Source organism: Vibrio sp. Vb1026 (genome assembly GCF_033338745.1).
GTDB lineage: Bacteria > Pseudomonadota > Gammaproteobacteria > Enterobacterales > Vibrionaceae > Vibrio > Vibrio alginolyticus.
Window position 1 is genome coordinate 1 of sequence record NZ_JAWOTH010000012.1, and the last position, 24836, is coordinate 24836.

23 protein-coding genes are annotated in these 24836 nt (G+C 43.3%); 14 read left to right on the forward strand and 9 right to left on the reverse strand.

Annotated features, from left to right (window positions below):
* Positions 1–1766: cadherin-like domain-containing protein (locus R7E47_RS16665; RefSeq protein WP_318084675.1), on the reverse strand; the 1766-nt coding region annotated here is incomplete at its 3' end.
* 400 nt (positions 1767–2166) lie between these two features.
* Here R7E47_RS16665 and R7E47_RS16670 point away from each other — a divergent pair.
* The 6 genes from R7E47_RS16670 (at position 2167) to R7E47_RS16695 (ending at position 8366) form a co-directional block, all read left to right on the forward strand.
* Positions 2167–3477 (forward strand): TolC family outer membrane protein, encoded by a 1311-nt coding sequence (locus R7E47_RS16670; protein WP_017821962.1) that lies wholly within the window; start codon positions 2167–2169, stop codon positions 3475–3477.
* Positions 3478–3479: 2 nt separating this feature from the next.
* Positions 3480–4094: an OmpA family protein gene (locus R7E47_RS16675; protein WP_005377354.1), complete on the forward strand. Its 615-nt coding sequence runs from the start codon at positions 3480–3482 to the stop codon at positions 4092–4094.
* A gap of 175 nt (positions 4095–4269) precedes the next feature.
* A complete protein-coding gene (locus tag R7E47_RS16680) occupies positions 4270–4623 on the forward strand; it encodes a DUF2750 domain-containing protein (RefSeq protein ID WP_005377352.1) in 354 nt (117 codons plus the stop codon).
* A 187-nt stretch (positions 4624–4810) separates the two neighbouring features.
* Complete coding sequence (locus tag R7E47_RS16685) at positions 4811–6781, forward strand: diguanylate cyclase (RefSeq protein ID WP_258483978.1); 1971 nt, start codon at positions 4811–4813, stop codon at positions 6779–6781.
* A gap of 87 nt (positions 6782–6868) precedes the next feature.
* The gene (locus R7E47_RS16690) at positions 6869–7567 is read left to right on the forward strand and encodes an IclR family transcriptional regulator (RefSeq protein WP_017635969.1); all 699 of its coding nucleotides are present in this window, start codon (positions 6869–6871) and stop codon (positions 7565–7567) included.
* A gap of 106 nt (positions 7568–7673) precedes the next feature.
* The gene (locus R7E47_RS16695) at positions 7674–8366 is read left to right on the forward strand and encodes an SDR family oxidoreductase (protein WP_258483977.1); all 693 of its coding nucleotides are present in this window, start codon (positions 7674–7676) and stop codon (positions 8364–8366) included.
* A gap of 198 nt (positions 8367–8564) precedes the next feature.
* Here the strand turns inward: R7E47_RS16695 and dkgB are convergent, their stop codons facing one another.
* Positions 8565–9365 (reverse strand): 2,5-didehydrogluconate reductase DkgB, encoded by an 801-nt coding sequence (gene dkgB / locus R7E47_RS16700; protein WP_258483976.1) that lies wholly within the window; start codon positions 9363–9365, stop codon positions 8565–8567.
* 112 nt (positions 9366–9477) lie between these two features.
* Here dkgB and R7E47_RS16705 point away from each other — a divergent pair, with 112 nt between their 5' ends.
* Positions 9478–10383 (forward strand): LysR family transcriptional regulator, encoded by a 906-nt coding sequence (locus tag R7E47_RS16705; protein ID WP_225474023.1) that lies wholly within the window; start codon positions 9478–9480, stop codon positions 10381–10383.
* A 132-nt stretch (positions 10384–10515) separates the two neighbouring features.
* Positions 10516–11421 carry a TIGR03571 family LLM class oxidoreductase gene (locus R7E47_RS16710; protein ID WP_318084679.1) on the forward strand — a complete coding sequence of 302 codons (906 nt, stop codon included), beginning with the start codon at positions 10516–10518 and terminating at the stop codon, positions 11419–11421.
* A 115-nt stretch (positions 11422–11536) separates the two neighbouring features.
* On the opposite strand, the gene R7E47_RS16715 is transcribed toward R7E47_RS16710, so the two are convergent.
* A complete protein-coding gene (locus R7E47_RS16715) occupies positions 11537–12421 on the reverse strand; it encodes a LysR family transcriptional regulator (RefSeq protein ID WP_033906135.1) in 885 nt (294 codons plus the stop codon).
* 159 nt (positions 12422–12580) lie between these two features.
* On the opposite strand from R7E47_RS16715, the gene R7E47_RS16720 reads away from it, so the two are divergent.
* From R7E47_RS16720 to R7E47_RS16730, 3 genes are all read left to right on the forward strand, one after another.
* Complete coding sequence (locus tag R7E47_RS16720; RefSeq protein WP_176310984.1) at positions 12581–13762, forward strand: MFS transporter; 1182 nt, start codon at positions 12581–12583, stop codon at positions 13760–13762.
* Positions 13763–13905: 143 nt separating this feature from the next.
* Positions 13906–14427: a TetR/AcrR family transcriptional regulator gene (locus tag R7E47_RS16725; protein WP_258483980.1), complete on the forward strand. Its 522-nt coding sequence runs from the start codon at positions 13906–13908 to the stop codon at positions 14425–14427.
* On the forward strand, positions 14424–15473 hold the full coding sequence (locus tag R7E47_RS16730; RefSeq protein WP_258483974.1) for an alcohol dehydrogenase family protein: 1050 nt from the start codon (positions 14424–14426) through the stop codon (positions 15471–15473). The genes R7E47_RS16725 and R7E47_RS16730 overlap by 4 nt, the downstream gene beginning before the upstream one ends.
* A gap of 205 nt (positions 15474–15678) precedes the next feature.
* Here R7E47_RS16730 and R7E47_RS16735 read toward each other — a convergent pair whose 3' ends face one another.
* A complete protein-coding gene (locus R7E47_RS16735; RefSeq protein WP_033906137.1) occupies positions 15679–16590 on the reverse strand; it encodes a GlxA family transcriptional regulator in 912 nt (303 codons plus the stop codon).
* Positions 16591–16704: 114 nt separating this feature from the next.
* Between R7E47_RS16735 and R7E47_RS16740 the strand changes: the two genes are divergently transcribed.
* Complete coding sequence (locus R7E47_RS16740) at positions 16705–17223, forward strand: cysteine hydrolase family protein (RefSeq protein ID WP_033906138.1); 519 nt, start codon at positions 16705–16707, stop codon at positions 17221–17223.
* Between the two features lie 120 nt (positions 17224–17343).
* Complete coding sequence (locus R7E47_RS16745) at positions 17344–18105, forward strand: transporter substrate-binding domain-containing protein (protein ID WP_086046774.1); 762 nt, start codon at positions 17344–17346, stop codon at positions 18103–18105.
* 98 nt (positions 18106–18203) lie between these two features.
* On the opposite strand, the gene R7E47_RS16750 is transcribed toward R7E47_RS16745, so the two are convergent.
* Complete coding sequence (locus R7E47_RS16750) at positions 18204–19277, reverse strand: permease (protein WP_240354742.1); 1074 nt, start codon at positions 19275–19277, stop codon at positions 18204–18206.
* A 346-nt stretch (positions 19278–19623) separates the two neighbouring features.
* Between R7E47_RS16750 and R7E47_RS16755 the strand changes: the two genes are divergently transcribed.
* A complete protein-coding gene (locus R7E47_RS16755) occupies positions 19624–20616 on the forward strand; it encodes a zinc-binding dehydrogenase (protein WP_017635220.1) in 993 nt (330 codons plus the stop codon).
* A 151-nt stretch (positions 20617–20767) separates the two neighbouring features.
* Here the strand turns inward: R7E47_RS16755 and R7E47_RS16760 are convergent, their stop codons facing one another.
* The 4 genes from R7E47_RS16760 to R7E47_RS16775 form a co-directional block, all read right to left on the reverse strand.
* The gene (locus R7E47_RS16760; protein WP_053307045.1) at positions 20768–21670 is read right to left on the reverse strand and encodes a homocysteine S-methyltransferase family protein; all 903 of its coding nucleotides are present in this window, start codon (positions 21668–21670) and stop codon (positions 20768–20770) included.
* 275 nt (positions 21671–21945) lie between these two features.
* Positions 21946–22680: an amino acid ABC transporter ATP-binding protein gene (locus R7E47_RS16765; protein WP_005377326.1), complete on the reverse strand. Its 735-nt coding sequence runs from the start codon at positions 22678–22680 to the stop codon at positions 21946–21948.
* A 14-nt stretch (positions 22681–22694) separates the two neighbouring features.
* The gene (locus tag R7E47_RS16770; protein ID WP_149192494.1) at positions 22695–23642 is read right to left on the reverse strand and encodes an amino acid ABC transporter permease; all 948 of its coding nucleotides are present in this window, start codon (positions 23640–23642) and stop codon (positions 22695–22697) included.
* Between the two features lie 135 nt (positions 23643–23777).
* Complete coding sequence (locus tag R7E47_RS16775) at positions 23778–24566, reverse strand: transporter substrate-binding domain-containing protein (RefSeq protein ID WP_005377324.1); 789 nt, start codon at positions 24564–24566, stop codon at positions 23778–23780.
* Positions 24567–24836 lie beyond the last annotated feature (270 nt).

Here is a 24836-nt window from a genome sequence, read left to right on the forward strand (position 1 = left end):
TTGTCGTTTGGCGTGTAAGTGACGCTGCCGTCCGGGTTGACCGAGACCGTGCCGTTGGCTGGACCGTGATTGGTATCCAGCGACACCACTTTGTCGTCGCCTTCGAACGTGTCGTTACCTAAGACCTTGATGATGGTTGGCGTGTCTTCCACAACCGTCGCTTTATCTGCCACGATATCCGCCACTGGCGCAACCGTAAAGTTCACCGTTTGGCTAACGCTTTCGCCGCTTAGATCGGTGGCCGTAAAGGTTAACGCTTCTGAGCCGTTCCAGTCTGCGGTTGGAGTGAACGTAGCAATACCGTTGACGATCGCCACTTGAATGTTGCTATTACCAGAGACGCTAAACGTTAACTCACCATCCACATTATCCACATCGCTGAAAGCGGTATTTAGATCGATGCTGTATGGCGTGAAATCTTCCGCCAAGGTTTGGTCTGCAATGCTACTTTCAACCACAGGCGTGTCGTTCACCGCATTCACGGTGACGTTGACCGTCGCTTGGTCAGTCAGCGAGCCATCGGTAACGGTGTAAGTGATTTCAGCATCACCATGGAAGTTCTCGGCCGGTATGAAGACCAATTTACCATCAACAATCTCGACTGTGCCTTGCGCTTCAGGTACGGACGCTGATTGGATAGACAGCGTATCGCCATCAATGTCAGTATCGTTTGGTAGGACATCAATCGTTACTGAGCTATCTTCCTCTGTAATTGTTGTATCATTAGAGGCAATAGGCGCATCGTTAACTGAGTTTACTGTTACCGAAACTTGAGCTTCATCCTCTAACTCACCATCTGAGATGGTGTAGCTAATCGTTGCATTACCGTTGAAATTTTCAGCCGGAGTGAAAACAAGCTTACCATCGATAATCTCAACGATACCTTGCTCTTCTGGTACAGAAGCAGAGGTAATGATTAAATCATCACCTTCAATATCACTGTCGTTAGCGAGCACATCAATTACAACCTGGGAATCCTCGTCAGTTTGAATCGCATCATTAGTTGCTATTGGCGCGTCATTAACAGGCGTAATATCTAAGTTAGCAGTGCCATTAATAACACCGCCATCGTTATCAATAATGTCATAGGAGAATGACACTTCAGTGTCATCGTCAGCCTCTGGAATGTAAGTCCAAGATCCATCGCTGTTATCAATTAAGGTGCCATTCCCACTCTCAATAGTGACGTTTGTAATGACAAGAGTATCGGCATCATCAATATTGACGTTCGATAGTAATTCATCAGTAGTTATCGTGATTGGATCGCTATCTTCCTCAACAGCGCTTAATGTCACTGGAGAATTAGTAAGTGGCTTACTTGAGCCATCCCCACTTGTCTCGATACCTGTTGTGAAGAAGTCATTTAAGGTCAACGCTTGAGTTTCAGATAAGCCGAGGGATTCTAAGCCAATAGTTTCAAAGTTTGTTGAGGCTAGCACTTCAGTACCATCTCGTACAATCGTGGCACTATTTTGCAAACTGGAGCCACTATTTTCACCCGCTGCAGGTGCGAGTTCTTCATCAATAGCAGAAGGGTCTTGACCTTGCTCAATAGCACTAATAATCTGTGCTACATCGTCTGAAATATCTTTTAAACCTTGCTCTTGAGCAAGCTGAATTTTCAGGTCTTGAGGCGCAGCATCTGTCATTGCCACTATCACTTCACCTGGTAGAGGCTGCTGTCCTTCTGCAAGGACTCTCAGCTGCCCATCCAAACCTATTACGACGACTTGATTACCGAGTGGCACTAATGCTGTACGATCCATATAAACCTTAACCCTAAATAACTGTCAAGTTTTTGACTAACAATACTAATTTGCTATATATTGCCCGAATATATAGTGCAATAACAGCAATTTGATGCTCAATAAGGTAATTATGTGTCATACATCAATAAGAATCCAGACGCATAAGTGTTTTATTTTATTAAAACCTGGACACTCGTTTCTAGCCATTACCTCCATCTTTAATTTGAGATCTTAATTCAAGTTTTAGGCAGATTTAGTAGGTTGATTTATCAAAATTGAAACAAATGAACAGTGAATCAACAGGTTACTTCATCGCATATTAATGTTATTGTGCGCTAAATTATTGACGCCCTTATAAGTATTCCACTTATAAGCCCTATCACCTCGAGAATTTTTACCATTATCTAGGAGAATCACAGTGAAGTGGACTCGTGCCAACGCCTTTTGTATTGGTATGTTCACCGCTAGTCATGCTTTTGGGCAAACGCTAGAGCAAGCGGTTGAAAACACATTAAAAACCAATCCTGACATCAAAAGTGCGTTCAATGAATTCGTTAGCAAGCAGTATGTGAATGAAGCATCTGGTGGTGCTTACCTCCCATCCGTAGACTTAGATGCCGGTATCGGTTACGAAGGAATCAAACCTGCAGAGTCAGGGCGAGATTCAACCGATCTGACAAGAAAAGAAGCCACCGTGACACTAACCCAGCTAATATGGGATGGTTCAGCGACACTTAATGATATGGATCGAACAGCAGCTGATGCTGAATCGGTCCGTTATCAACTTCTAGCTGATGCCCAAGACACCGCTCTAGAGGTCGCGAAAGTTTATTTAGACTCAGTAAAAGCTTATGAAATTCTTACACTTTCCGAGAATAACTTGAAAGTGCATAAGAAGATCTATGAAGACATTAAAAAGCGAGTTAACTCAGGTATCGGTTCTACAGCAGACCTAACCCAGGTAGAGGCTCGTTTAGCAAAGGCTCACGGTAACTTGGTGGCAGCTCAGAACAACTTATATGACAGCCACACCACCTTTACACGCCTTGTCGGACAGTCACCACAAGGATTGATTTTCCCAAGAGCGGACCAAAACTTTATTCCCTACACCATCGATGAAGCGATTGACTTGGCATTCGAGTCACACCCAGTAATCAAAATCTCGGTAGCTGATGTGGACTCTGCAAAGTTCCAATACAAGCAATCTAAGGGAGCTTACTACCCAACGATATCGGTAGAAGCGGCTCAAACATGGCGTGATGATGCAAGCGGTATTGAAGGAAGCAGCGAAGAGACAACAGCGATGTTGCGCATGCGTTACAACCTCTTTAACGGTGGTAGTGACGTAGCCAACGCCGAAAGTTTTGCCTACCAACTAAACAAAGCAAAAGACCTAAGAGAACGTGCATACCGCCAAGTAGAAGAAGGCCTTCGTCTATCTTGGAGTGCGTTAGATTTAACACTTCAACAAAAAGAGTTCCTAGCGGATCACGTAGATTCGGCCTCTGAAACTGTCATCGCCTACGAAAAGCAGTATCGCATTGGAAAACGCACTCTGCTGGACTTGTTAAATACTGAAAACGAACTTTTCGAAGCGAGAAAGAACTACTTGGATGCTCGATACTCAGAGCAGTACGCCAAGTACCGCGTTATGAACGCGACTGGCCAATTGTTAAATGCCTTGCGTGTCGATGTACCTACAGAATGGAATGAAAAGGTGGAGTACTGATCATGAAACCAGTGAAGATTCTATTTGCATTGGGTATGCTCGCCATCACTCAACACGTTGTTGCTGAAGACGAATATGAGTATCGTCCTGTACCAAATGCAGAACAAATAGCAGATTTGCAAGATGACGATAACGATGGTGTCATCAATGCTCGAGATATGTGCCCAGGTACACCTGAAGGCTCAGAGGTCGACAACGACGGTTGTGGAGAATACATTAAAGCATCAGATAACATGCAAGTGCGGATACTTTTTGCTAACGACTCTGATGAGATCAATCCAGTCTTCAGAAGACAAGTCCGAGAGCTTTCCGACTTTTTAAAAGAGTACCCTACTACTTCGATAGAGCTGCACGGCTATGCTAGTAAAGTTGGTGGTTCAAAGCATAACCAAGATCTTTCTGAAAGACGAGCACGCAATGTCCGTGAAGCCCTACTAAGCTACGACATCGAACCGAGTAGAGTCCGCATTGTTGGTTTTGGTGACACTCACTTAGCACAGCAAGGGACCGATGAAGTCAGCCATGCTTTAAATCGTCGAGTAACCGCATCAGTCGTTGGTTACAAAGGCGAGATAAAAAGAGAGTGGACAATATTCACAACTCTTCCAGAAAGGTAAAGTACCTGTTTTTGTTTGCTCTGCAAGCACAAAGCAAACAAAAACGAGTGAATACTTAACCTCAGAAAAGGAGCTTCGGCTCCTTTATTTTTACTCATTTCGACAACCGTATTATGCTTTAGGAATCGGCACTTTAGTGTTACTCTAGCCACGTCATAACAACGAGAGTTTTGAAATGAGCAAACTTACATCAGATATCCAAGCGAACCTTGACCTTTTTGTTGCAGAAACGAAAGAAAACCAATTGGTTTGGGGTCTACGCAATGAAGAAGGTTGGCTATCTTGCGATTCAACTGAATTCGAAAACAGCGAAGTCATGCCTTTCTGGTCTTCTAAAGAAGATGCAGAAGCACATAATGTTGAAGAATGGGCAGATTTTACTGTACTAGAAATCCCATTAGATATCTTTGTTGAAGATTGGCTTTTGACTCTTGCTGAAGATGGTGTTCTTGTTGGAACTAACTGGAACGATCAGTTAGAAGGCAAAGAAATGGAGCCTCAAGATCTAGCAAAGCTTTACATTGATTAAAGATTTCTGACCTCAACTTTATGTTGAGGTCTTTCTTTTTTATGCCTCTTCTTTCAATATCTCGACCAAGTGCATAGTTTTACTACTCTTTTTCTTAGTACACCCAACTCAATCACAACGCTGATGCGTTAAAAGCGCTATGATAACTCAACTTTAAAGGCACCTTAAATTAAAGGCTCGTTTAAACATGCGCGTGCTCTATCCCTTGCTTGCGTCACTTTTGCTCACTCCAGTATATGCAAGCGACACTCAAGATATTGAACCAAACCAAAATATCACACAGTGGCACTCTGTCTACCAAACCACACTACGAAGCAACCCTGAGTCGGCATTGAGCATGCTTCAAGATCGCTACCATACAGCGAAATCGGACAGCGAAAAGCTCTACGTAAGTGGATTGATTTATGAATATATGTCAAACATAAATCAGCCTTACTACGGCAGCAGTCAAGTCTTAGACAACCCTTTTTCTCAATTAGAATCAGAATATATTCTTGCCTTAAATGAACGTAAGCATGGTAGTTACGAGGCCTCAGTAGATAGCTTTTCTTCTTTGCGACAGACAATGAAGAAAATATCCGATTCCGAAGGCAAGGCTCTGATGAACTATCAACTTTGTTATACGCTGAATCAACAAGGTCGTTATCACAAAGCAAACTTTTATTGCTCATCCTTAGAGAGCCACTTAAATCATAAGCATCAAGAAAACTTCCCTGTTGATCTCGCTTTGCGCGTGGTAGCAAATAACTACAATTACCGCGGTGACTATGAAAAAGCCTTAAGTTTGTATCGACAGTTGATGGCCAACATGTCGACGCAAAGCGATCCTTCAGGGATTTACAATGACGTCGGCAATTTACTTGCAGAGCTGGGGCAATTTGAACAATCAGAGCAATATCTCATTCAAGCCTTACTGGTTCGCCAAGATGAAGGGACACCTCTTGAAGTTGCGCAAGTCGAACATAGTCTAGGAGCGATGTACAGAAAATCCAAAGAACTCGATAAGTCCATCAGCCACTACAAAAATGCATTAACGATTCTCGAACAACTTCATTATCCATACGGGCAAGGGTTGACCTATTTAGGGTTATCTGCTGCTTTGGCCGATTCTGGGCAATTGGATACCGCGGTAGATTACATTGGAAGAGCATTAAACATTGCCCAAACTTATGAGAATACGCACCTTGAAACAGAGGGTCATTTGGCTGCTGGATTGGCATATTTAAAGAACCATACACCCGAAAAATCGATTGAACACGGTACAATTGCGTTAAGATTAGCGGTAAAAAACGCTAGGCCCTTATTGCAAGCGCAAGCCCAATTACTCCTCTCAAAAGCATACCAAGCTCAAAATGATTACAAAAAGGCACTGGAGCATCACAAGGCCTACTCGACGATTGAACTAACGAACCGAGACGCGAGTAATATCAAGGCGTTAGAGGCACTAGATCTCTCTAAAAAAGAGTATGAATATGATCTACAAGTCGCGCAGTTGAACAACGAAACTCTTCTAAGTCAGTACCAGTTTGAAAAACTCACAGACCAACAACGCACTTATAATTTTGTTGTTTTCTGTTTATTGATTCTCCTCGCTCTGGCATTGATGGTTCAGCGACAAACACGCTTAAAAGCCAAAATAGACAGCTTAACGTGTGCATTAAACAGAGCGGCAATTATAGAGACGATTAAAAGCCAAACCTCCAAAGCGGAAGGAGACTTCCGCTACGTTCTAGCATTAATCGATCTAGATGACTTTAAGGCGATTAATGATCAGTACGGTCATCCGACTGGCGACTTAGTACTACAACAGGTATGCAAAGCGCTTAAAGCTAAACTTAATAAGGGAGATTACTTGGGTCGTTTAGGTGGAGAAGAGTTTATCTTGCTATTGAAAAACGTCGATGAGATTGACGTTCCCTTTAGAATACAAAGTCTGCATAAAACAATTTCAGAAAAGAGTGTACATTCGCTTAATGACCATCAATTGAATATATCTGCGAGTCTGGCCTATCTATCAACCTCAATGCCACTAACCAACTTTGATGAGCTCTATTCGATATTAGACCAAGCGTTATACAATGCTAAGAAGCAAGGAAAAAACTCCCTTGTGGACGCATACAACGAGCCGATCAGTTTAAGTGCTGAGTATATTCTCTAATAAAACCAAACCACCAGCGTAGTGGTTTGTTATAGGTGGAAGCATCAGTAAGCCATTCAGATGCAACACCATCATCAAGGAGTCTTTGTGCCCAAGGCAAGAAAAAACATTCAGTCTCTAGAGCGAGGTTTTCTAATCCTCGAGTTGCTCTCGATGAGTGAGTCTCCCCTATCATTACAGACGATCAGTAATGCGATCCAGTTAAATAAGACGACTGTTCACGGGTTACTTGCGACTCTACACTCTCTTGGATATGTATCCAAACACAACCATAGCTACAGCCTAGGGTTTAGATGCTATGAACTGTCTAAGCCGATTGAACAAAAAAACGAAGCTATCCGACAACATTTTGTTCCATTGCTGAAAAAAATGGCCCAAATGACTAACAACACTGCTTACCTCGCTGTACAAAGTGGCGCTAAAGAGTACTTGTATATCGATGCTATAGAGCAGGATAACCCTCTTACTATCCGTAGCCCGAGAGGGAAACGAGAAGGACTCACAACATCTGCGATCGGCAAGGTTTTTCTTAGTTTTGATGATGAGCTTCGCCGAACATTGCGCCTTGAAAGCCAAATATCCCCCACGTTAGAAACTGAACTTAATCAGGTTGTATTATCAGGTTACGCACTCGATTTAGAAGAGGCAGAGCCAAACCTCAATTGCTTAGCGATCCCCCTTTACTTGGATGGTAAGGTCGTTGCTGTTGCAGGTGTCAGCGGTGCTGCCTCCGAACTGACGGTCACTAGGCTAAAACACTTTGCCAGCATCTTTCTCAAACTTTAAGATTTGACAATGTCGAATTCTAGGCCATTTTTATACTGTTTTGATTACATGCTTATACGTCGCCTCTAATATGGTCGTTGTTCAACTCAACAACGTAGGAGAAGCGATGTCTACTGTATTAATCACTGGCGCTAACCGTGGCTTAGGCTTGCAATTTGTCCGCCACTACCTTGGAAAAGGTTGGCAAGTTATCGCAACTTGTCGTTCACCAGAAAATGCTAAGCAGCTCAATGAACTAGTAACCCAATCTAATCAACTTCAACTGATGGCTCTAGACGTCACTAACCAACAAGATATCGATCAGTTAGCCACTCGATTAGCGGATCGTCCGCTCGATCATTTAATTCTGAATGCAGGTGTATTAGGCGAAGAGTGTGCAACGCTTGGCGAAATGACCCAGAAAAAATGGCTAGAAGTACTAAACATAAATACCGTCGCACCTGCCCTGCTAATTCAAGCACTACAAGACAACGTTGCGAAAAGTCAGCACAAAACCATCGTGGGAATCTCAACCCGAGTTGCGAGTTTAAGCGATAACAGTTCAGGTAACATGTACAGTTATCGAGCATCTAAAGCAGCGCTTAATCAGGTTCTAGTATCAGCAGCACGCAATCTCGAATCGCGAGGAGTAAAAACTGTCGCAGTTCATCCCGGCTGGGTAAAAACCGATATGGGCGGTGAGGACGCAACCTTTTCTGCCGAGGAAAGTGTTGCAGGCATTGTTTCGGTCGCAGAACAGCTAACACTTAAGCTATCCGGAAGCTTCCGCGTATTTGATGGCTCTACAATCGAATGGTAACTGTTCTCTAAATGACGTCTCCCGGCCAAATTGAAGGCCGGGAGAATACAGTAAACTAATAGGCCAAAAAGATAAAAGCTCGCACTATCGTCAGACAAGCGAGCCGTTATCGTCTATGGTGTTGTACTACCGTCAAACGCTGAGGAAGTCAGCGATTGCAGAGGTGTCATTTAGACAATGATTTCCCGTGAAACTCACTCAATCATCCCACTCAGGCGCTAGCCCTTCAGGGTTTACTTCGCGGCCATTTCTTTCCAACGCATCTATCTTTGCAATCGTCTCTTCACCCAGATTAAGTTCAAGTGCTTTCAGGTTACTTGCTAAATTCTCTCGTTTAGTTGAAGACGGGATCACCGCGTAACCTTTTGACAAAGCCCAAGCAAGCGCGACTTGAGCTGGCGTGGCCTGATAGTCCTCAGCAATACCTGCAATAGTTGGGTCCCCAAGTACTTTCCCATATGCCAAGGTCATGTAAGACGTTACCTGAATATCGTTTTCCTGCATGAAGCTGACCAACTTACGATTTTGCAAATAAGGGCTAAGCTCGATTTGGTTAGTAACAATATTCTCTTTACCGACCACTTCTATCGCTTGTTGCAACAAGTCAATATTAAAGTTGGATACGCCAATATTACGGGTTAACCCTTGCGATTTAGCTTCAAGTAATGAAGCCATGTATTCGTTCAAGTTATTGTTATTGCCAGGCCAATGGATCAAGGTCAAATCCACATAATCTGTATTTAGCTTTTCTAAGCTCTCTTTTAGACTTGGAATGAGTTGTTCCGTGTTCATGTTATCAACCCAGATCTTGGTCGTAATGAATAGCTCATCACGTGCAATACCGGACTGTGTCAATACTTCACCGATTTCTACCTCATTACCGTAAATCTGTGCAGTATCAATTACGCGGTAACCCACTTCTAACGCATTACGGACTGAATCCTTAACTACTTCACCCTCTAAACGAAACGTGCCGACGCCAAATGATGGTACTTTCATCTAAATCTCCTGAATTATCGATTTTATAGTTGATTCGAAGCAAAACTTTACGCCGCAAGAAACTTTCCGTAAAGTTAACAATACTCAAATCTAATTTGAAATATATTCAACAATGAAAGCTACTCTAGATGAAATGCGCACCTTTATGGCCGTGGTCGATACGGGTTCAATCAGCTCTGCGGCTGAACTGTTATCGATGACCGTCTCGGCGGTGAGTCGATCGGTATCTCGGCTAGAAGCCAAACTCGAAACGACCTTGTTAAATCGCACAACCCGTAAGTTAGATGTTACTAATGAAGGAACGATATACCTCGATAAAGTCAGACATATTGTAGAAGCAGTAGAGAATGCCGAAGCACAACTGAAAAGCCAGAAATATAAGCCTTCTGGCCTCCTACGAATAAACGCAGCTACCCCGTTCTTACTGCACGTACTAACGCCGCACATTGCTAAATATCAGAGCTTCTATCCAGAAGTCGAAATCGATCTCAATTCCAATGAGGAAAATATTAGCCTTTTGGGAACAAAAACCGATATTGCTTTTCGTATCGGTGAGCTACAAAACTCAACCATGCGCGCGATATTTCTTGGTAAAAGTCGGATTCGAATCGTCGCGAGTCCAGAGTATTTAAGACAACATGGTACTCCAACCTCAATAGATCAGTTACTCAATCACAAGCTACTTGGATTCAACAAGCCGGAGTATCTTAAGGAATGGCCGATCATGGATGATAAGAACAAACTTCTGCGTATTATGAGTAGCCTAAGATCTGATAATGGCGAGACGCTAAGATGTTTAGCCTTACATGGTGCGGGGATAGCTTGCCTGTCTGACTTTATGACCTACTCTGACCGACAAGCTGGTCGCTTAGTGGGCGTGCTTAGTGAACACACGCATAATGTCGAACAGCCCGTTCATGCGGTGTATTACAAAAATGCCAGCACCTCACGCCGGATCAGCTCTTTTATTGACTTCATCAAGCAAGAAATCAAGGTAGAGAACCACCAGTTCCTTTAAAGACCACCGCTGTTTGTGGCAAAACACTTTTGTCTTTTAGCCGCTTTTTCTCACAACAAAAATCTCATAGTGTCCTGAATATCAGGGAGGCACCTTGCCTCCTAGTACTCAAAGTAATAGTCAGGCTTCATAATGCATAAAGATTTAAGTAACAGATTCACCATCGGTGTTGAGCTCCCCCTAGATAATGACTGGACCCAAGAAGGCCAGAAAAAACGGCTGCTCCAACGAAAACCGTTCGGCGTACCAGACATGAGTGCACATAAACAGCGTATTATGTTAGCCGATAAGTTAGGCTTTAACGTAGCGTGGGTGAGAGATGTCCCGTTGTACGACCCTAACTTTGGAGACGCGGCACAAATTTATGAACCGTTCAGTTATCTTGGCTATCTCTCTGCGTGCACCGACAACATTCTACTAGGGACAGCTGCGATAGTATTACCGTTAAGACAATCTTGGCTAGTGAAAAAAGCCGCTGCGACCATCAACGAGTTAAGTGGTGACCGCCTGATACTCGGTGTGGCTAGTGGAGACCGTCCTAGTGAATATCCCGTTTTTAACGCCAACTTTGACAGCCGTGGCTCAGCTTTTCGAGAAAGTGTAGAGATTTTGAAAGATACGCAAAATGATAAGCTGGGTAACGATCTACAGTTATTACCCGAGTTTGCTGATATTCCTATCTATGTCGCAGGGTTAGCGCAGCAAAGTCCACAATGGATAGGAGAAAACCTAGACGGCTGGCTCGCCTACCCAGGCACACCTGATGATCATGAACACCGCGTTGCACTTTGGCGCTCCGTAGCGGGAAACAAACCCTACGCCAGCTTTATTCATCTTGATTTAGTCGATAACCCAAATGCACCAGTCGTTCGGCATCATTTTGGTATCCGGGCCGGAGTCAATGGCTTGAGCGATGAGCTAGAAAAAGTGCAAGAAGCAGGAGTCAATCACATCGGGTTGCATTTCCGTCGTAATAGCCAACCAATTGAGAAATCAATGGAACAGATCGCTCAGTACGTGTTGCCACGCTTTAACTAAGATCAAATAAAAATATGTGCCACCTTACTAAGGGGTGGCACGCTAGGCTTGGCACTTGGAAAAACAAAAGCTGCAATAACGACAAAACTCTTTTGTTAAAACAACAATAATAGAGTTATTTTAAAGTAAGTCTTGGTTGAATAAAGTCGATGAACGCGGAAATACGTTTAGAGACTGAAGAAGATTTGTAGAAGACAGCATTGACCTGTTCTCGTCCAGTATTTGTGATTTTTTCCGATTCAAACAATGCCACTAACCGTCCAGAATCAAGATCATCTTTCACCATAAAGCCAGATAAACATGCAATGCCGTTCCCTGCCAGCACTAACTGTCTAACCGTTTCACCACTGCTGGATAGGGTATCAGGCTCTATCATCTCAAACCCTCGTAATGGCCACTGATTTAACACTTTAGCGCCAGAAAAACCGATCAAGTTATGACTGCGCAAATCGCTCACCGCTTCAGGGAAACCTCGTTTAGATAAATAACCAGGCGTGGCAACGATAAATAGTGGGCTTGTTCCTAAAGGTTTAGCATGCAGTGTTGAATCCGATAATCGTCCAATACGTATCGCCACATCGGTTCTTTTTTCCAATAGATCCACAAAACCCTCATTAGAGGTAAGATCGAGTTGAATATCAGGATAAGCCTCTTTAAATGGCTGAATTAACGGCACGAGTTGATGTAAAACAAATGGGCTAGCGGCATCAACTCTTAAGCGCCCCTTGGGTAATTCACCTCGTGTGATGATCTCTTCTTCAGCTTGCTGTATTTGTAGTAAACCTAACCGAACCGCTTCAACAAACTGATGCCCTTCCTCAGTAACTTCCACTCTGCGCGTCGTGCGATTCAGCAAGGTTACCCCCAACTGTGATTCAACTTTACTAACCGCACGAGACACCCTAGCGACTTGAATACCTAGTGCATCAGCAGCGGAAGAAAATCCACCACTATCCACAACTGCCATAAGAATCTCTAATTCATCTGATCGGGTTAACATTTCATCCCCTTTCTTAACTGCGCATTTTCATCATTTATAGCAAAAGTATTTTGTAATAAACACCATTTTTCGCAACGAATAACTCTTTAATAATACACGGCATGGAAACGGGCTATTCGTTTATCCATTCATATTCAATGATTATAAGAGAGAGTTGTTATGCCTTTAGCTTTACTTGCATTGACGCTTAGCGCCTTTGCTATTGGAACCACGGAGTTTGTAATTGTCGGTCTGATACCGACTATGGCCTCCGACCTCAACGTATCATTACCTTCAGCGGGTCTTTTAGTTAGCCTGTACGCACTTGGTGTCGCGGTTGGTGCTCCCGTTTTAACAGCGCTGACTGGTAACTGGAAAAGAAAGTACGTTCTGCTTTCTGTTATGGCACTGTTTGTTCTTGGCAATCTGTTAGCCTGGCAAGCACCTGGATACAACACACTAGTTACAGCAAGGATACTGACCGGGCTTGCACACGGTGTGTTCTTTTCGATCGGCTCGACTATCGCCACTGGCCTAGTGTCAAAAGAAAAAGCAGCTAGCGCAATTGCTATTATGTTTACCGGTCTCACCGTAGCTCTAGTGACGGGCGTGCCACTTGGCACCTGGATTGGCCAGACATTTGGTTGGCAGGCAACCTTCCTAATCGTCGCGATCCTTGGAATCATCGCACTGATAGGAAGCGCTCTGCTAGTGCCGAGTAATCTGAAACAACCACCAGCAACCAAGCTGTCATCGCAAGTAAAAGTCTTGACTCAACCTCGTCTACTTTTGGTGTACGCAATCACCGCGCTCGGTTACGGTGGTACGTTCACAGCCTTCACTTACTTGGCTCCTATTTTGGAAGAAGTTTCGGGGTTTGGCTCTAGCGCTATCAGCCTAATTATGTTGGTTTATGGTGTATCAGTCGCATTCGGCAACATCTGGGGCGGAAAGATGGCCGACTCTATGGGGCCAATCAAAGCTCTGACAGCGATTTTCTCGGGCCTAATTGTGGTATTGCTCGTGTTTAGTGTCACAGCATTTAATCCAATTTCTGCAGTAGTGACCATTCTTGTCTGGGGTGCCTTTGCCTTTGGTAACGTTCCAGGACTTCAAGTTTATGTTGTCAAACTAGCAGAGAAATATTCACCTGATGCAGTCGACGTCGCTTCTGGTCTCAACATTGCTGCATTTAACGTAGGTATTGCACTGGGTTCTTGGGGCGGTGGCCTTATCGTGGCCAATGCTGGGCTGATGCACACACCTTGGATTGGCGCGATCGTAGTATTAGGTGCTCTACTACTAACCCGTTTCAGCGGAATGCTAGACAAGCGTGGAGAGCAGCCCGCAACGGCACACTGATTCACGTTCCAAATCGATAAAAATCACTTAAATTAGCCCGGCATTACGTCGGGCTTTCAATACAGAGTTTAAATACACCATTGACTGAGGTAGAAAGTTTATTCTACCCTTAGGTAAAACAAACGTTCTACCTGGTGTATCAAATAGTGAAAGAAAAAATCGCAGCAAGCCTAGAAAAAGCATTCAGTCAGTATGGCTTCGCCGAGCCTAGCGTACCCCAACTCAAAAACGCCTGCGAAGTCAGCCTGAGAACCCTGTACAAATACTACCCCTCCAAGGAAGCGATGATTGTTGCAGCTCTCGAGCATCGCCATCAAAGGTATTTGAGGTTTTTGCTCGAAGACGCCCCTGCCAATGGAGCACCGGCTGTATTACACCTATTCACTCGCCTCGAGGATTGGATGAAGAAGTTTGCACCGAATGGCTGCATGTCCATCAATGCATTAGCAGCCTATCCAGAAAATCTATCGATTAATCAAGCAGTAAAACAACACAAATTGGCGGTCCGTCAGCTTATGGGCCAACTAAGTCAGCGAGAAGACCTCGCAACCACACTCTTCTTGTTACATGAAGGTCTATCCAACGCATGGCCGGTTCTCGGTCACGCTGCCTTTGCATCCGCTGAACGCACTCTGCTAGAACTAATGAAGGAGAACAATCAATGACCACAATCCCGAAAGTCATGAAAGGCGTCCAACTTATCGGTCATGGTGGGCCAGATATGCTTCGTTACCGCGATGATCTACCTGTGCCAGTCCCCTCGCCTGATGATGTATTGATCCAAGTAGCCGCCGCCGGAGTCAATAACACCGACATCAATACCCGAACAGCATGGTATTCTAAAAACGACGCCAATAGCATGGATGCAAGTTGGTCAGGAGACGCGCTATCTCTCCCTCGAATCCAAGGTGCAGATGTATGCGGTACCATCGTCGCTGTTGGTGAGAATATCTGCCCATCACGAGTCGGCCAGCGCGTGCTCATCGAACCATGTATTACGCGCTTCAACAGTCAAGCACTTAGCTTGCCTTGGTACTTCGGTTCAGAATGTGATGGTGGCTTTGCTCAGTTCACTGTTGTTGACAGTAAACATGCATATGCAGTGAATAGTAGTTTATCGGATATCGACTTGGCCTCCTTCCCTTGTTCTTATTCAACTGCAGAGAACATGCTTGTCCGCTCTAATGTCACAGCGAGCGATACCGTACTGATTTCAGGGGCATCCGGTGGTGTTGGCTCTGCCGCAATCCAACTGGCGAAGGCGCGTGGAGCATACGTCATTGCTATCGCCAGCCCAGAAAAGAAAGAACAGATCACGGCATTAGGAGCAAACCAAGTTATCCCTCGCGATGCAAATTTAACAGCGACTCTCGGAGAAAACAGCGTTGACGTAGTGATTGATTTGGTCGCAGGAGAGCAGTGGCCACAATTTCTTCAGGTACTAAAGCCAGGATCAAGATACGCTGTTTCCGGCGCCATAGGCGGCCCAATTGTCGAGCTGGATGTAAGAACTCTTTACCTTAAAGACCTAGCGTTATTTGGTTGTACCGTTTTGGCACCAGAAGTATTCGGTAACTTGGTTCGCTATATCGAACAGAACGCAATTCGTCCCTTAGTCGCGGAGTCATTTCCCTTGAACCAGATAGGTCAAGCGCAAGAAGTATTTTCACGCAAGCAACATATTGGGAAACTGGTTTTGGAAATCACATAGCTTTTGTGATTAACAACGACCTATACAAGTCATTGTAATTTGAGAACCCTTTAAGCATTCTACAAAATGTTCAGTAATTAGGAGTACGCTACGGTTGGCTTAGCTTGTTATCCCTTTTCATCACGCTAAGCCAGCTTGTAAAAATATGCGGTGTTTGCTTCTGAGTTATAAATGTTTAATACCAACATTATCTTACTTCTGGCGTTCATGAACAGAACCGAGATCTGAACGACTTCGGTGTTAAACCTACGATTCTATTAAATATTTTCCTGAACGCGCTCACATCTTGGTAACCCACTCTAAATGATATTGCGTCAAATGTTAGGGTTGTCGACTCAAGTAAATCACAAGCTTTTTGTACTCTTAAGCTTTGTATGTATTGGTTAACATTGAAACCTGTCGCCTTTTTAAAGCGTCGCTGCAATGTCCTTTCTGTTAAACAACTCAACTCTGCAAGCTCTTTATTGCTCAGTTTTCCTTGATAATGATCGTTTATATAGTGCTGTAGTTGAACAATTACCCCATCACCATGTTGGAAGTTTGGAGTAAACTGTTGATAAAAGCGTTGCTCTCTCGGACCAGTATCAATAACCAACATTTTTCCTAGCAGGCGCATTACTGCCGGTGACGCAAATAAGGAAACCAATTCCAAACCTAAATCCACCCATGACATCATACCCCCAGCCGTAATGATCGTTCCTTCGTTAATAAGGATGGCTTCTTGTCTTACGTGGATATCGGGAAACTGACTCGCTAATGAAGGAGCCAAGCCCCAGTGTGTTGTACAAGACTTATTGGTCAACAACTGGGTTTGAGCAAGAATAAAAGTACCGGCGCAGGCGGAGGCTAAAATCGCACCTTTACTATGTTGGACATTTAACCAGTCGAGTAGCTCTGGCTCTGGTTCTAAGTAATATTGACCAGTGCCGCTAGGCGGAATCATTACCGCTGTTTTCACATCGAAGTGCGTGTTTGGCCAGTGATCCAATATCTCTACTTCAAAGTGCACATCAACGCCCAATTTAGCCGCCGCACGGTTTGCCATCTCGAAGAGTTCGCTTAAACCATATACGGAGGCTTGCGAGCTATCTGGGTAATTAACGAGTGCTATTTTCATTTATCTTCAAGTGTCGCTTTTTGACTCTTTTGTGTCATTTTAGACTCTAAAGAAGGTGGCTAAAAGTCTTTATATTATTCGTACCGCAATGATCCTCAATAAAAGGAAAAGAAAATGACTCAAAAAGCCCTACTTGTAATTGATTTGCAAAACGACTATTTCCCGGAAGGAAAGTTTCCTTTATGGAATACAGAATCGACTTTAGACAATGTTAAGAGAGCAATAACTAAAGCCAATGAGCAAGACATTCCTGTGATTCATATTCAGCATATTGCCGACCCTGCCATGGGTATTGCCCCATTCTTCAATGAAGGCAGCGACGGTGCCAATATTCACCCAGAAGTTCTTGCTTTAGCGCCGAATTCCGAAATCGTGGTAAAGCACTTCGCAGATAGCTTTGAAGGAACACGTTTAGAAGAAGTATTGGCAAGCAAAAATGTAACGGAGTTACTTGTATGCGGAATGATGACACAAAACTGCGTGACACATACTGCTATTTCAAAATCTGCGGACAAGTATGATGTTTCGATCTTAATGGATAGCTGTACCACGGTCGATGAAATGATTCACAACATTGCACTTCACGCTGTCTCAACGAGAGTTCCCCTCGTAACTATTGAAGATAAGCTGTAATACACGCAAAACCTTTCGCTCACACAATGCGGGCGAAAGGTCACACATATATGCACTTCCATTGATATTTGCTTACTTTGTGTTAAACATTGGTTTCCAAATAGTTACAAGGAAACGTTTATGAAATGGATAGTCGTATTGTTTATTAGCTTATTTTCAGTTTTCAGCCATGCGAAAGAGTGGAAACAAATTCGCTTCACTGTTGAAGGGGCTTACCCCCCATTTAGCTGGACGACAAAAGAGGGAAAGCTAGAAGGGTTTGAAGTCGACCTCGCTAACGCGTTATGCAAAGAGTTAGAAGTAAAGTGCGTTATCTCAAAAATGGATTGGGATGGCATCATCCCTTCTCTCCTTAGTCGCAAGAACGATGCGATTATTGCTGCAATGACAATCACAGAAGAACGAGAAAAGAAAGTCGATTTCACCGTCCCTTATGCAAAAGTACCGACTCGTTTTGTAATGAAAAATGATAGAGAAATCAACATGGATGACGGCAGCCTAAATCGTTTATCTATTGGAGTTCAAAGAGCCACAATTGGTGATAAGTACCTTTCTGCCTTGTATCCAGATATTGATATTCGTCGTTATGGTACGTTCGATGAGGCATTTACCGATCTACTCAATGGACGGTTAGATGCTGTATTTGGCGGCTCAATCGGTTTAAGTGCTGGTTTTCTTGAAACTGCACAAGGTAAAGGCTATCACTTTACTGGACCAGCGTTTACAGAGGAAAAGTGGTTCGGCCGTGGCATTGGCGTAGCAGTGAGAAAACAAGACAAAGAATTAAAAGCATTACTCGATAGCGGAATACAAAAATTGATCCAGAGCGGTAAGCATAAAACCATCGCCAGCAAGTATTTCTCCTATAGTATTTACGAGTAACCTCGTTATTTTTTTATAGTCTGCGCGGTATAGGAAACTTCCCTTTCCCTATATGGCGACAAAAACAGAGCCCTCGAGCAATCGCCCGAGGGTTATTTTTATAAAAAAGCCCAGCTATATAAGTAACCCGCTCCCATGGCCATCGTTAAGATAACGATTAGGAAGGCAGCGATCATTTGGTTCTTAAAAATTGATTTCAACAAAATCACTTCTGTAAGACTTGCGCCAGCACTACCAATAATAAGCGCCATAACAGATCCAAGAGCCATACCTTTTTGTACTAGTGCCGCGCTAAGTGGAATGACCGCCTCTGCACGGATGTACAATGGAATACCAATGATTGCTGCGACCGGAATCGCGTACCACTTCGCTTCACCAGCGAACTCCGCAATGAACTCCGTCGGGATGAAGCCATAGATAAATGAACCAATCGCAATGCCCATCATGAGATAAGGGAACACTTGCTTAAAGTCTTTCCAAGTTGATTGCCAAATACGTGCCCAGCGGCTAGGTTCTTTCTCTTCCAAGACTGTCGCTGTTGCACTACCGTCTGATGAGCAGCAAGACACTTCCACTTTAGGTTCAGGTTTTGGTGCATCACCACAACAAGATGTTTTCGCCGCAACTGGCGTAGGTTCATTGCAGGCGCTGGTACCACAGATTGATGCTGGTCTCGCTTCTTCTTTTTTCTTGCTTGAATCGCCACAAGAAGTACCGCACGAAGAAGAACCTACCGCTTGATATGCTTCTGGTTTGACGTAACGTTCAAACCCTAGTTTTTCAAGTACATAGCCTGCTACCACTGATACTGACATCGCGATAGCAAAGTAAAATACCGCAACTTTCCAACCAAAAGTCACCACAAATAAGCCAATAATCACTGGGTTAAGCAACGGGCTTGCAAATAGGAACACCATCATAGGTCCAAAACCTGCTCTTGCACGCAACAAGCCTTTTAAGAAAGGAATGGTCGAACACGAACAGAAAGGCGTAATCGAACCTAGCAACGCAGCAATGAAGTAACCTTTACCCTTTTTCGAGCTGAGAATAGATTGAATTTTTTCTGGCGTTAGAAAATCTTGCAACACACCGACAATGTAGCTAATTGCCAGAAATAAGATGATAAGTTCGGTTGCTAGAAACGCAAACATATCCAGCGCTTCTTTAGCCATAGTTATAATTTCTGTATTCACATTTACTCTCCTCGTCATTTTTCGCTAACAAGCTTACCTGATAGACAAACCTTTATTTCGACACTTCTGGAAGTATAGAATCATAAAACAAAAGATCAACAAAATATTTCCATAAAAATGGAATAATAAAACTAGTCAATACTTATCATAAAGTTACATGTCGTTAGCTATGCAGACTGGTTGTCGATGATAATTTCAGAGCATCTCGAATCCTTTTTATCAAACATAACCTAAAATTATCAAAATAAGAAAAAACCATAATTATTTCAGCAGCACCCTCTGAGTTAGTATGACTTTCGACCATTCTTAATAATAAGGAAAACCTATGAGAGCGATAACTTACCAACGAGATAACGATACTTTCTCTTTATCCGAATTACCTACACCAAAACTAGAAACCCAATTTGATGTATTGGTTAAAGTTAACGCTGTTGGTTTGAACCCTGTCGATGCAAAAATTCATTATTGGTCAGACATGGTCACTAACATGGATAACAATTTTGTTGGCGGGTTAGACGTATCAGGAGAAATAGTCTCTGTAGGCGATGCGGTCGTTGATTGGAAGGTTGGCGATAAAGTGTTGTATCACGGAAACATGAGGCGCCATCACGGTGGATTCGCTGAATTTGCTATCCATGATTCAAGAACGCTCATAAAGCACCCTCAGGTTCCGGTTGAAGTGGCAGCATCTACACCTTGCGCAGCCTGGACCGCATATCGCGCTTTGGTAGACAAGCTCGATATTTCAAATCGAAGCAGCATTTTTATCGCCGGAGGTGCTGGCGGCGTTGGAAGCTTTGCTATTCAGTTAGCAAAGACATTTGGTGTTGAACAGATCATTGCTACTAGTTCAGAAGCTAATCACGCATATTTGTCCTCGTTAGGAGCAACCCATATGATTGATTATCATCATGAAGATGTAGTTCAACGAGTAATGGACATTACCGGAAATCATGGCGTTGAGGTTGCACTCGATTGTGTAGGCGGTGATAACGACCGAATTGCAGCCTCGGTATTAACCTTTGAGGGCGAAATGGTGGAGCTCGTCAAGACTGTCGACCCTTCTCAATATCCAGATGCCTTCTTAAAAGGCTTGGGCTTCCACCAAATAAGTTTGGGCTCTGGTCATGTCTTTGGCGAGAGAGGGTTTGCAAGTATCGTTAATGCCGGAAAGGAAGTGTCTGAGCTATTAGAAAATGGAGAATTGGAAGTACCGAAACTGAAGATCATCGGCTTAGAAGATGTAGGTAACGCACTCTTGGACATGCGAAATCAGAGAACAGTTGGAAAGATTGTCGTTAATCTGAACCAAAAATAATTAATAAAAATCTCGAGGCAAACTGGCAAGGTAATGAATGAGCAAGTTAAAGCATCTTGTTACTTTGCCAGATATGAAAGGCCTTTATTTTATCTATAACGATGAATAAAAAACAAAATCTCTTGTCATACTTCCCTGCGCTTCACCAAAATTAGGCGTTTTCGAGAGTGTCTCTCCAAGTCGCTAGCAATTTAATATGACGTGGTTCAATCCCACAGCAACCACCAATAATGCTCGCTCCCTGCGCATGCCACTTTTTAGCATACTCAAGATATTCAGTCGGAGAGAAATGACGAACTTCCTGAATGGTCTCGTTGGCTTGGTGCGCTTGCTTTATCGGAGCAAAGCTATTTGCGAAAACACCTATCGTCAATTCTCTACCTGACTCACACAATACTGCTTGTGTATCAATGATCGCTTGCTCGACAACTTCAGGAATAGAGCAATTGAAAAAGATACCTGAAACATTTGTTTTCAACAGCGTATTGACCGCGGCTTTGAGAGATTCCCCTGAGCGAAGGCGAGGCAAAGAGTTAGGCTCATCCATTAAGGTGAAAGCAAGATAATTGGGCTTATCTGTTTTGGCTAAAATTATTGATAGAACTTCAACTTCAGCGAGGCTAGACACGGTCTCAGCTAACCAAATATCAACATATTGATCTTGAGCTTCAAATAACTCAGAAGCCACTTCCAGTGCCCTTTTCGGCTCGAATAATTCAGGCCTGTAAGACCCCATGACAGGAGGAAGAGACCCCGCAACGAGCACTCTATCGTTAGAGCTGGTGACTACATCTCTGGCAATTTTGGCTGCAGATTTTGCTAACTCAATCCCTCGCTTCGCATAGAGTTCCTCTCCTAAGTGAAATGGAACACATGCATAACTGTTAACAGTGATAATCTCAGCGCCAGCGTCTATGAAATTCTCATGGGCCATTTTTACATATTGTGGTGATTCAATTAGCGCTTGTGCACTCCAAAGCGGCTGAGAAAAAGGGGCGCCAATACGTTTTAACTCTCGCCCCATGCCACCATCTAAAATTGTTACTTTCTTCATTTAGACATCCATACCGCCAAACATCCATAAGCTCTATTCAAACACAATTTTTATCAATTCAAAATGAAATTGTTATGTTTAAAGTGAACAAAACTTAATGGCTGATTAAACACTCTAGTATTTACCAGACCTTTCATTCGGACCAAGATAATGTTATCGCCATTAACTTCGAGTAAAAAGCCCATTATCTATGTCTCTCGGCGAGGCGGGCGTTACGAGCCACAATAGTGCATGAAGTGATTGAGGGACTAACCCTCAATCAAATTTTCTTTTTATTATAAGACCTTAGATAAAAACTTCTGTAATCTAGGATTGGAGGGGTTATCAAAAAATCGCTCAGGAGAGTCAGAAACCAAAAGCTCACCATCTTCCATAAACAACACCCTATCAGCGACCTCTTTTGCGAAACCCATTTCATGAGTAACCACGACCATGGTCATTCCGTCCTTGGCCAAATCTTTCATCACATCAAGAACTTCTCCAACCATTTCAGGGTCTAGTGCTGATGTGGGTTCATCAAACAACATAATGTTGGGCTTCATTGCTAACGCACGAGCGATTGCGACGCGCTGCTGCTGTCCGCCTGATAAATGATTAGGATAATTATCCATTCTCTCCGACAGACCAACTTTATAAAGCAAATCTTTTGCTTCTTTCTTCACCGATTCAGGGTCACGTTTAGAAACCTTTAAAGGTGCTAACATGACGTTCTCTATCGCCGTTTTATGTGGAAAAAGGTTGAAGCCTTGAAATACCATGCCCACATCAGCGCGTAGTTTATTAATATCCGTAGATTTGTGGTACATATCGATACCATCTACGATAATAGACCCACTATTTATTGTCTCTAATTGATTGATCGTCCGTAAGAATGTTGACTTACCAGAACCTGACGGTCCTACGATGACAATCACTTCCCCTTTTTCTACATTTACCGATACGTCCTTGAGCGCATGGCAGCCATTAGGGTAAATTTTATTAATTGTTTTTGCTGAAATAATGTATTCCATTAATGACTCCACCATTAATCACTTGCTGCCAATTTCTTTTCTAACGTTTGTATTGCCCAAGATAAGGTACTAGTCAGAAGCAAATAAAGGGCCGCTACGGTAAACCAAACTTCAAATGGGGCAAAACTACCACTTACGACTTCCCTGCCCGCTTTTGTCAGATCAGTAATCGAAATCACGGAGACAAGTGAGGAATCTTTTATCAGGTTGATAAACTGCCCGGCTAAGGGAGGTAATGTCTGCTTAAACGCTTGAGGTAAAATGACATAAATCATCGCTTTGGGATAATTCATTCCTAGTGAACGCGCCGCTTCCATTTGTCCTCTTGGGATTGACTGGATTCCTGACCGCACAATTTCTGCGACGTAAGCGGCGGTAAACACGGAGAGCGCTATCACTCCCGCAGTAAAACGCTCAAGGTCAAGCACAGTACCAATAAAGAAGTAAACGATAAAAATCTGTACTAAAAGAGGCGTTCCACGAATGACCTCGACATAAACAAGCGCCAGCTTTTTTAATGCCGGATTGCTGGATATGCGCATTAGTCCAACAACTAAGCCCAACGCTAGAGCAATGATAAGTGACCAGAGCGAGATTTTAATGGTCGTCACAACACCATCTAAAATTGGGCCAGAGCGCCACTCTTTTATAGTTGCTAAGGTATCTCCTTCAAAAATAAGATCACCTTCATAGACATCCAAAGACTTATATTGGCTTAGTTCAAGAACAATATCACCATGAATACTCTCCAGAGCCAGTTGGTTATTCTCGTCGAGAATGATGTTCCCATCGACAGGCGCGGTAATGGATGAAGCAGCGTTAGTGGCAATATAAGGAAGGACACGCTCCCAATTCCAGCTGTAATCGATTCGCTTACCTGACAGATAGACAAGGCCGCAAATTGATAGCAAAACAAGAACAAAAACAGCGTTCCACAATAGGGATTTAAAGTTATTTTGCATGTGATTCCGAGAATGACTTTGATTAAAGTTGGTTGGGTATTTGAATAAAGAAAAGCGTTAGCTTCACAGCACGAACCGTTTGGTTGGCGATGAACCGAGCCAGAAGCTAACCGCTCCTCTACAATAACAATATGATTACTTGACTTGCTTTAACCATTTATCGTCGTTAAACCACTTATCGTAAATGCGGTCGTAAGTTCCATCGCCCTTAATTTGACGTAAATAGTTGTTTAAGAAGTTAAGCGTGTCTGGATTTCCTTGCGGCACAGCCCAACCCAAAGGCTCGTAAGTAAACGGTTTAGCCAAGTGCATTAACTGCCCTTTGTTTTCCGCCACATAAATAGAGTTGTATGGAAAGTCATAAACAAACGCATCTACCTTTCCGTTGGCAACCTCAAGTACCGCTTCAGACTGAGTTTCGTATAGATTTATCTTAGCTTTCGGAAGGTATCGTTTTACCGCTTGCTCACCCGTTGTCCCAAGCTTAGTTGCAACAACATATTCTGGACTATTGAGATCACGGTAACTAGACACTTTACCTTCATGTTTGAGATCTACGAGAATAGATTGACCAATAACCACATAGGGATCAGCGAAATTCACCTGAGTATTTCGCATAGGTGTGATAGTCATCCCGCCCATAATCATGTGACACTTACCAGTCAACAGTGTTGGGATAATGCCATCCCATGAAGTGTTTACCGGCACAAACTTAACATCCATGGCACGCGCCATTTGCTTACCCAAATCGATATCAAACCCAATGTACTGCCCATTTTTTGCTGTCATTTCAAAAGGCATATACCCAGAATCAAAGCAGACTTTTAGCTCCCCTGTACTTTTGATGTCGTCTAAAATTGGGTCTGCATTAACCGTCGTCGAAACAGCTAACCCCAGTGCAGCAAAACACAATAACTTTTTCATGGATATTCCTTTATCATTTGTTGTAAAGTTTTTTTATACACGACAATAGAATAAAAAACCACAAACAATGACTTTTTAATCACTAGAATTTGTAGGGTCGTTACTAAGCTGGAAGATCTGAATGAAAATCTATACCAAGCCATTGCAATTGAATTGCATGCATTAAGTGATTAAGTTGTAGGCAGGTCACTATAACGACAAGAAACATACGCTTTGACTGAATAGTCAGCGTTTCCGAGAGTGGTTTAATTATTAACGAAACCATACAGA

What these genes read in the sequence shown, in the direction of transcription:
- R7E47_RS16720 (WP_176310984.1), top strand. Translation starts at nt 12,581, where the DNA reads ATGCCTTTAGCTTTACTTGCATTGACGCTTAGCGCCTTTGCTATTGGA.
- R7E47_RS16735 (WP_033906137.1), bottom strand. Translation starts at nt 16,590, where the DNA reads ATGAAAATAGCACTCGTTAATTACCCAGATAGCTCGCAAGCCTCCGTA.
- R7E47_RS16770 (WP_149192494.1), bottom strand. Translation starts at nt 23,642, where the DNA reads ATGCAAAATAACTTTAAATCCCTATTGTGGAACGCTGTTTTTGTTCTT.
- R7E47_RS16740 (WP_033906138.1), top strand. Translation starts at nt 16,705, where the DNA reads ATGACTCAAAAAGCCCTACTTGTAATTGATTTGCAAAACGACTATTTC.
- R7E47_RS16685 (WP_258483978.1), top strand. Translation starts at nt 4,811, where the DNA reads ATGCGCGTGCTCTATCCCTTGCTTGCGTCACTTTTGCTCACTCCAGTA.
- R7E47_RS16750 (WP_240354742.1), bottom strand. Translation starts at nt 19,277, where the DNA reads ATGGCTAAAGAAGCGCTGGATATGTTTGCGTTTCTAGCAACCGAACTT.
- R7E47_RS16730 (WP_258483974.1), top strand. Translation starts at nt 14,424, where the DNA reads ATGACCACAATCCCGAAAGTCATGAAAGGCGTCCAACTTATCGGTCAT.
- R7E47_RS16675 (WP_005377354.1), top strand. Translation starts at nt 3,480, where the DNA reads ATGAAACCAGTGAAGATTCTATTTGCATTGGGTATGCTCGCCATCACT.
- R7E47_RS16765 (WP_005377326.1), bottom strand. Translation starts at nt 22,680, where the DNA reads ATGGAATACATTATTTCAGCAAAAACAATTAATAAAATTTACCCTAAT.
- R7E47_RS16680 (WP_005377352.1), top strand. Translation starts at nt 4,270, where the DNA reads ATGAGCAAACTTACATCAGATATCCAAGCGAACCTTGACCTTTTTGTT.
- dkgB (WP_258483976.1), bottom strand. Translation starts at nt 9,365, where the DNA reads ATGAAAGTACCATCATTTGGCGTCGGCACGTTTCGTTTAGAGGGTGAA.
- R7E47_RS16755 (WP_017635220.1), top strand. Translation starts at nt 19,624, where the DNA reads ATGAGAGCGATAACTTACCAACGAGATAACGATACTTTCTCTTTATCC.
- R7E47_RS16695 (WP_258483977.1), top strand. Translation starts at nt 7,674, where the DNA reads ATGTCTACTGTATTAATCACTGGCGCTAACCGTGGCTTAGGCTTGCAA.
- R7E47_RS16760 (WP_053307045.1), bottom strand. Translation starts at nt 21,670, where the DNA reads ATGAAGAAAGTAACAATTTTAGATGGTGGCATGGGGCGAGAGTTAAAA.
- R7E47_RS16745 (WP_086046774.1), top strand. Translation starts at nt 17,344, where the DNA reads ATGAAATGGATAGTCGTATTGTTTATTAGCTTATTTTCAGTTTTCAGC.
- R7E47_RS16705 (WP_225474023.1), top strand. Translation starts at nt 9,478, where the DNA reads ATGAAAGCTACTCTAGATGAAATGCGCACCTTTATGGCCGTGGTCGAT.
- R7E47_RS16715 (WP_033906135.1), bottom strand. Translation starts at nt 12,421, where the DNA reads ATGTTAACCCGATCAGATGAATTAGAGATTCTTATGGCAGTTGTGGAT.
- R7E47_RS16775 (WP_005377324.1), bottom strand. Translation starts at nt 24,566, where the DNA reads ATGAAAAAGTTATTGTGTTTTGCTGCACTGGGGTTAGCTGTTTCGACG.
- R7E47_RS16710 (WP_318084679.1), top strand. Translation starts at nt 10,516, where the DNA reads ATGCATAAAGATTTAAGTAACAGATTCACCATCGGTGTTGAGCTCCCC.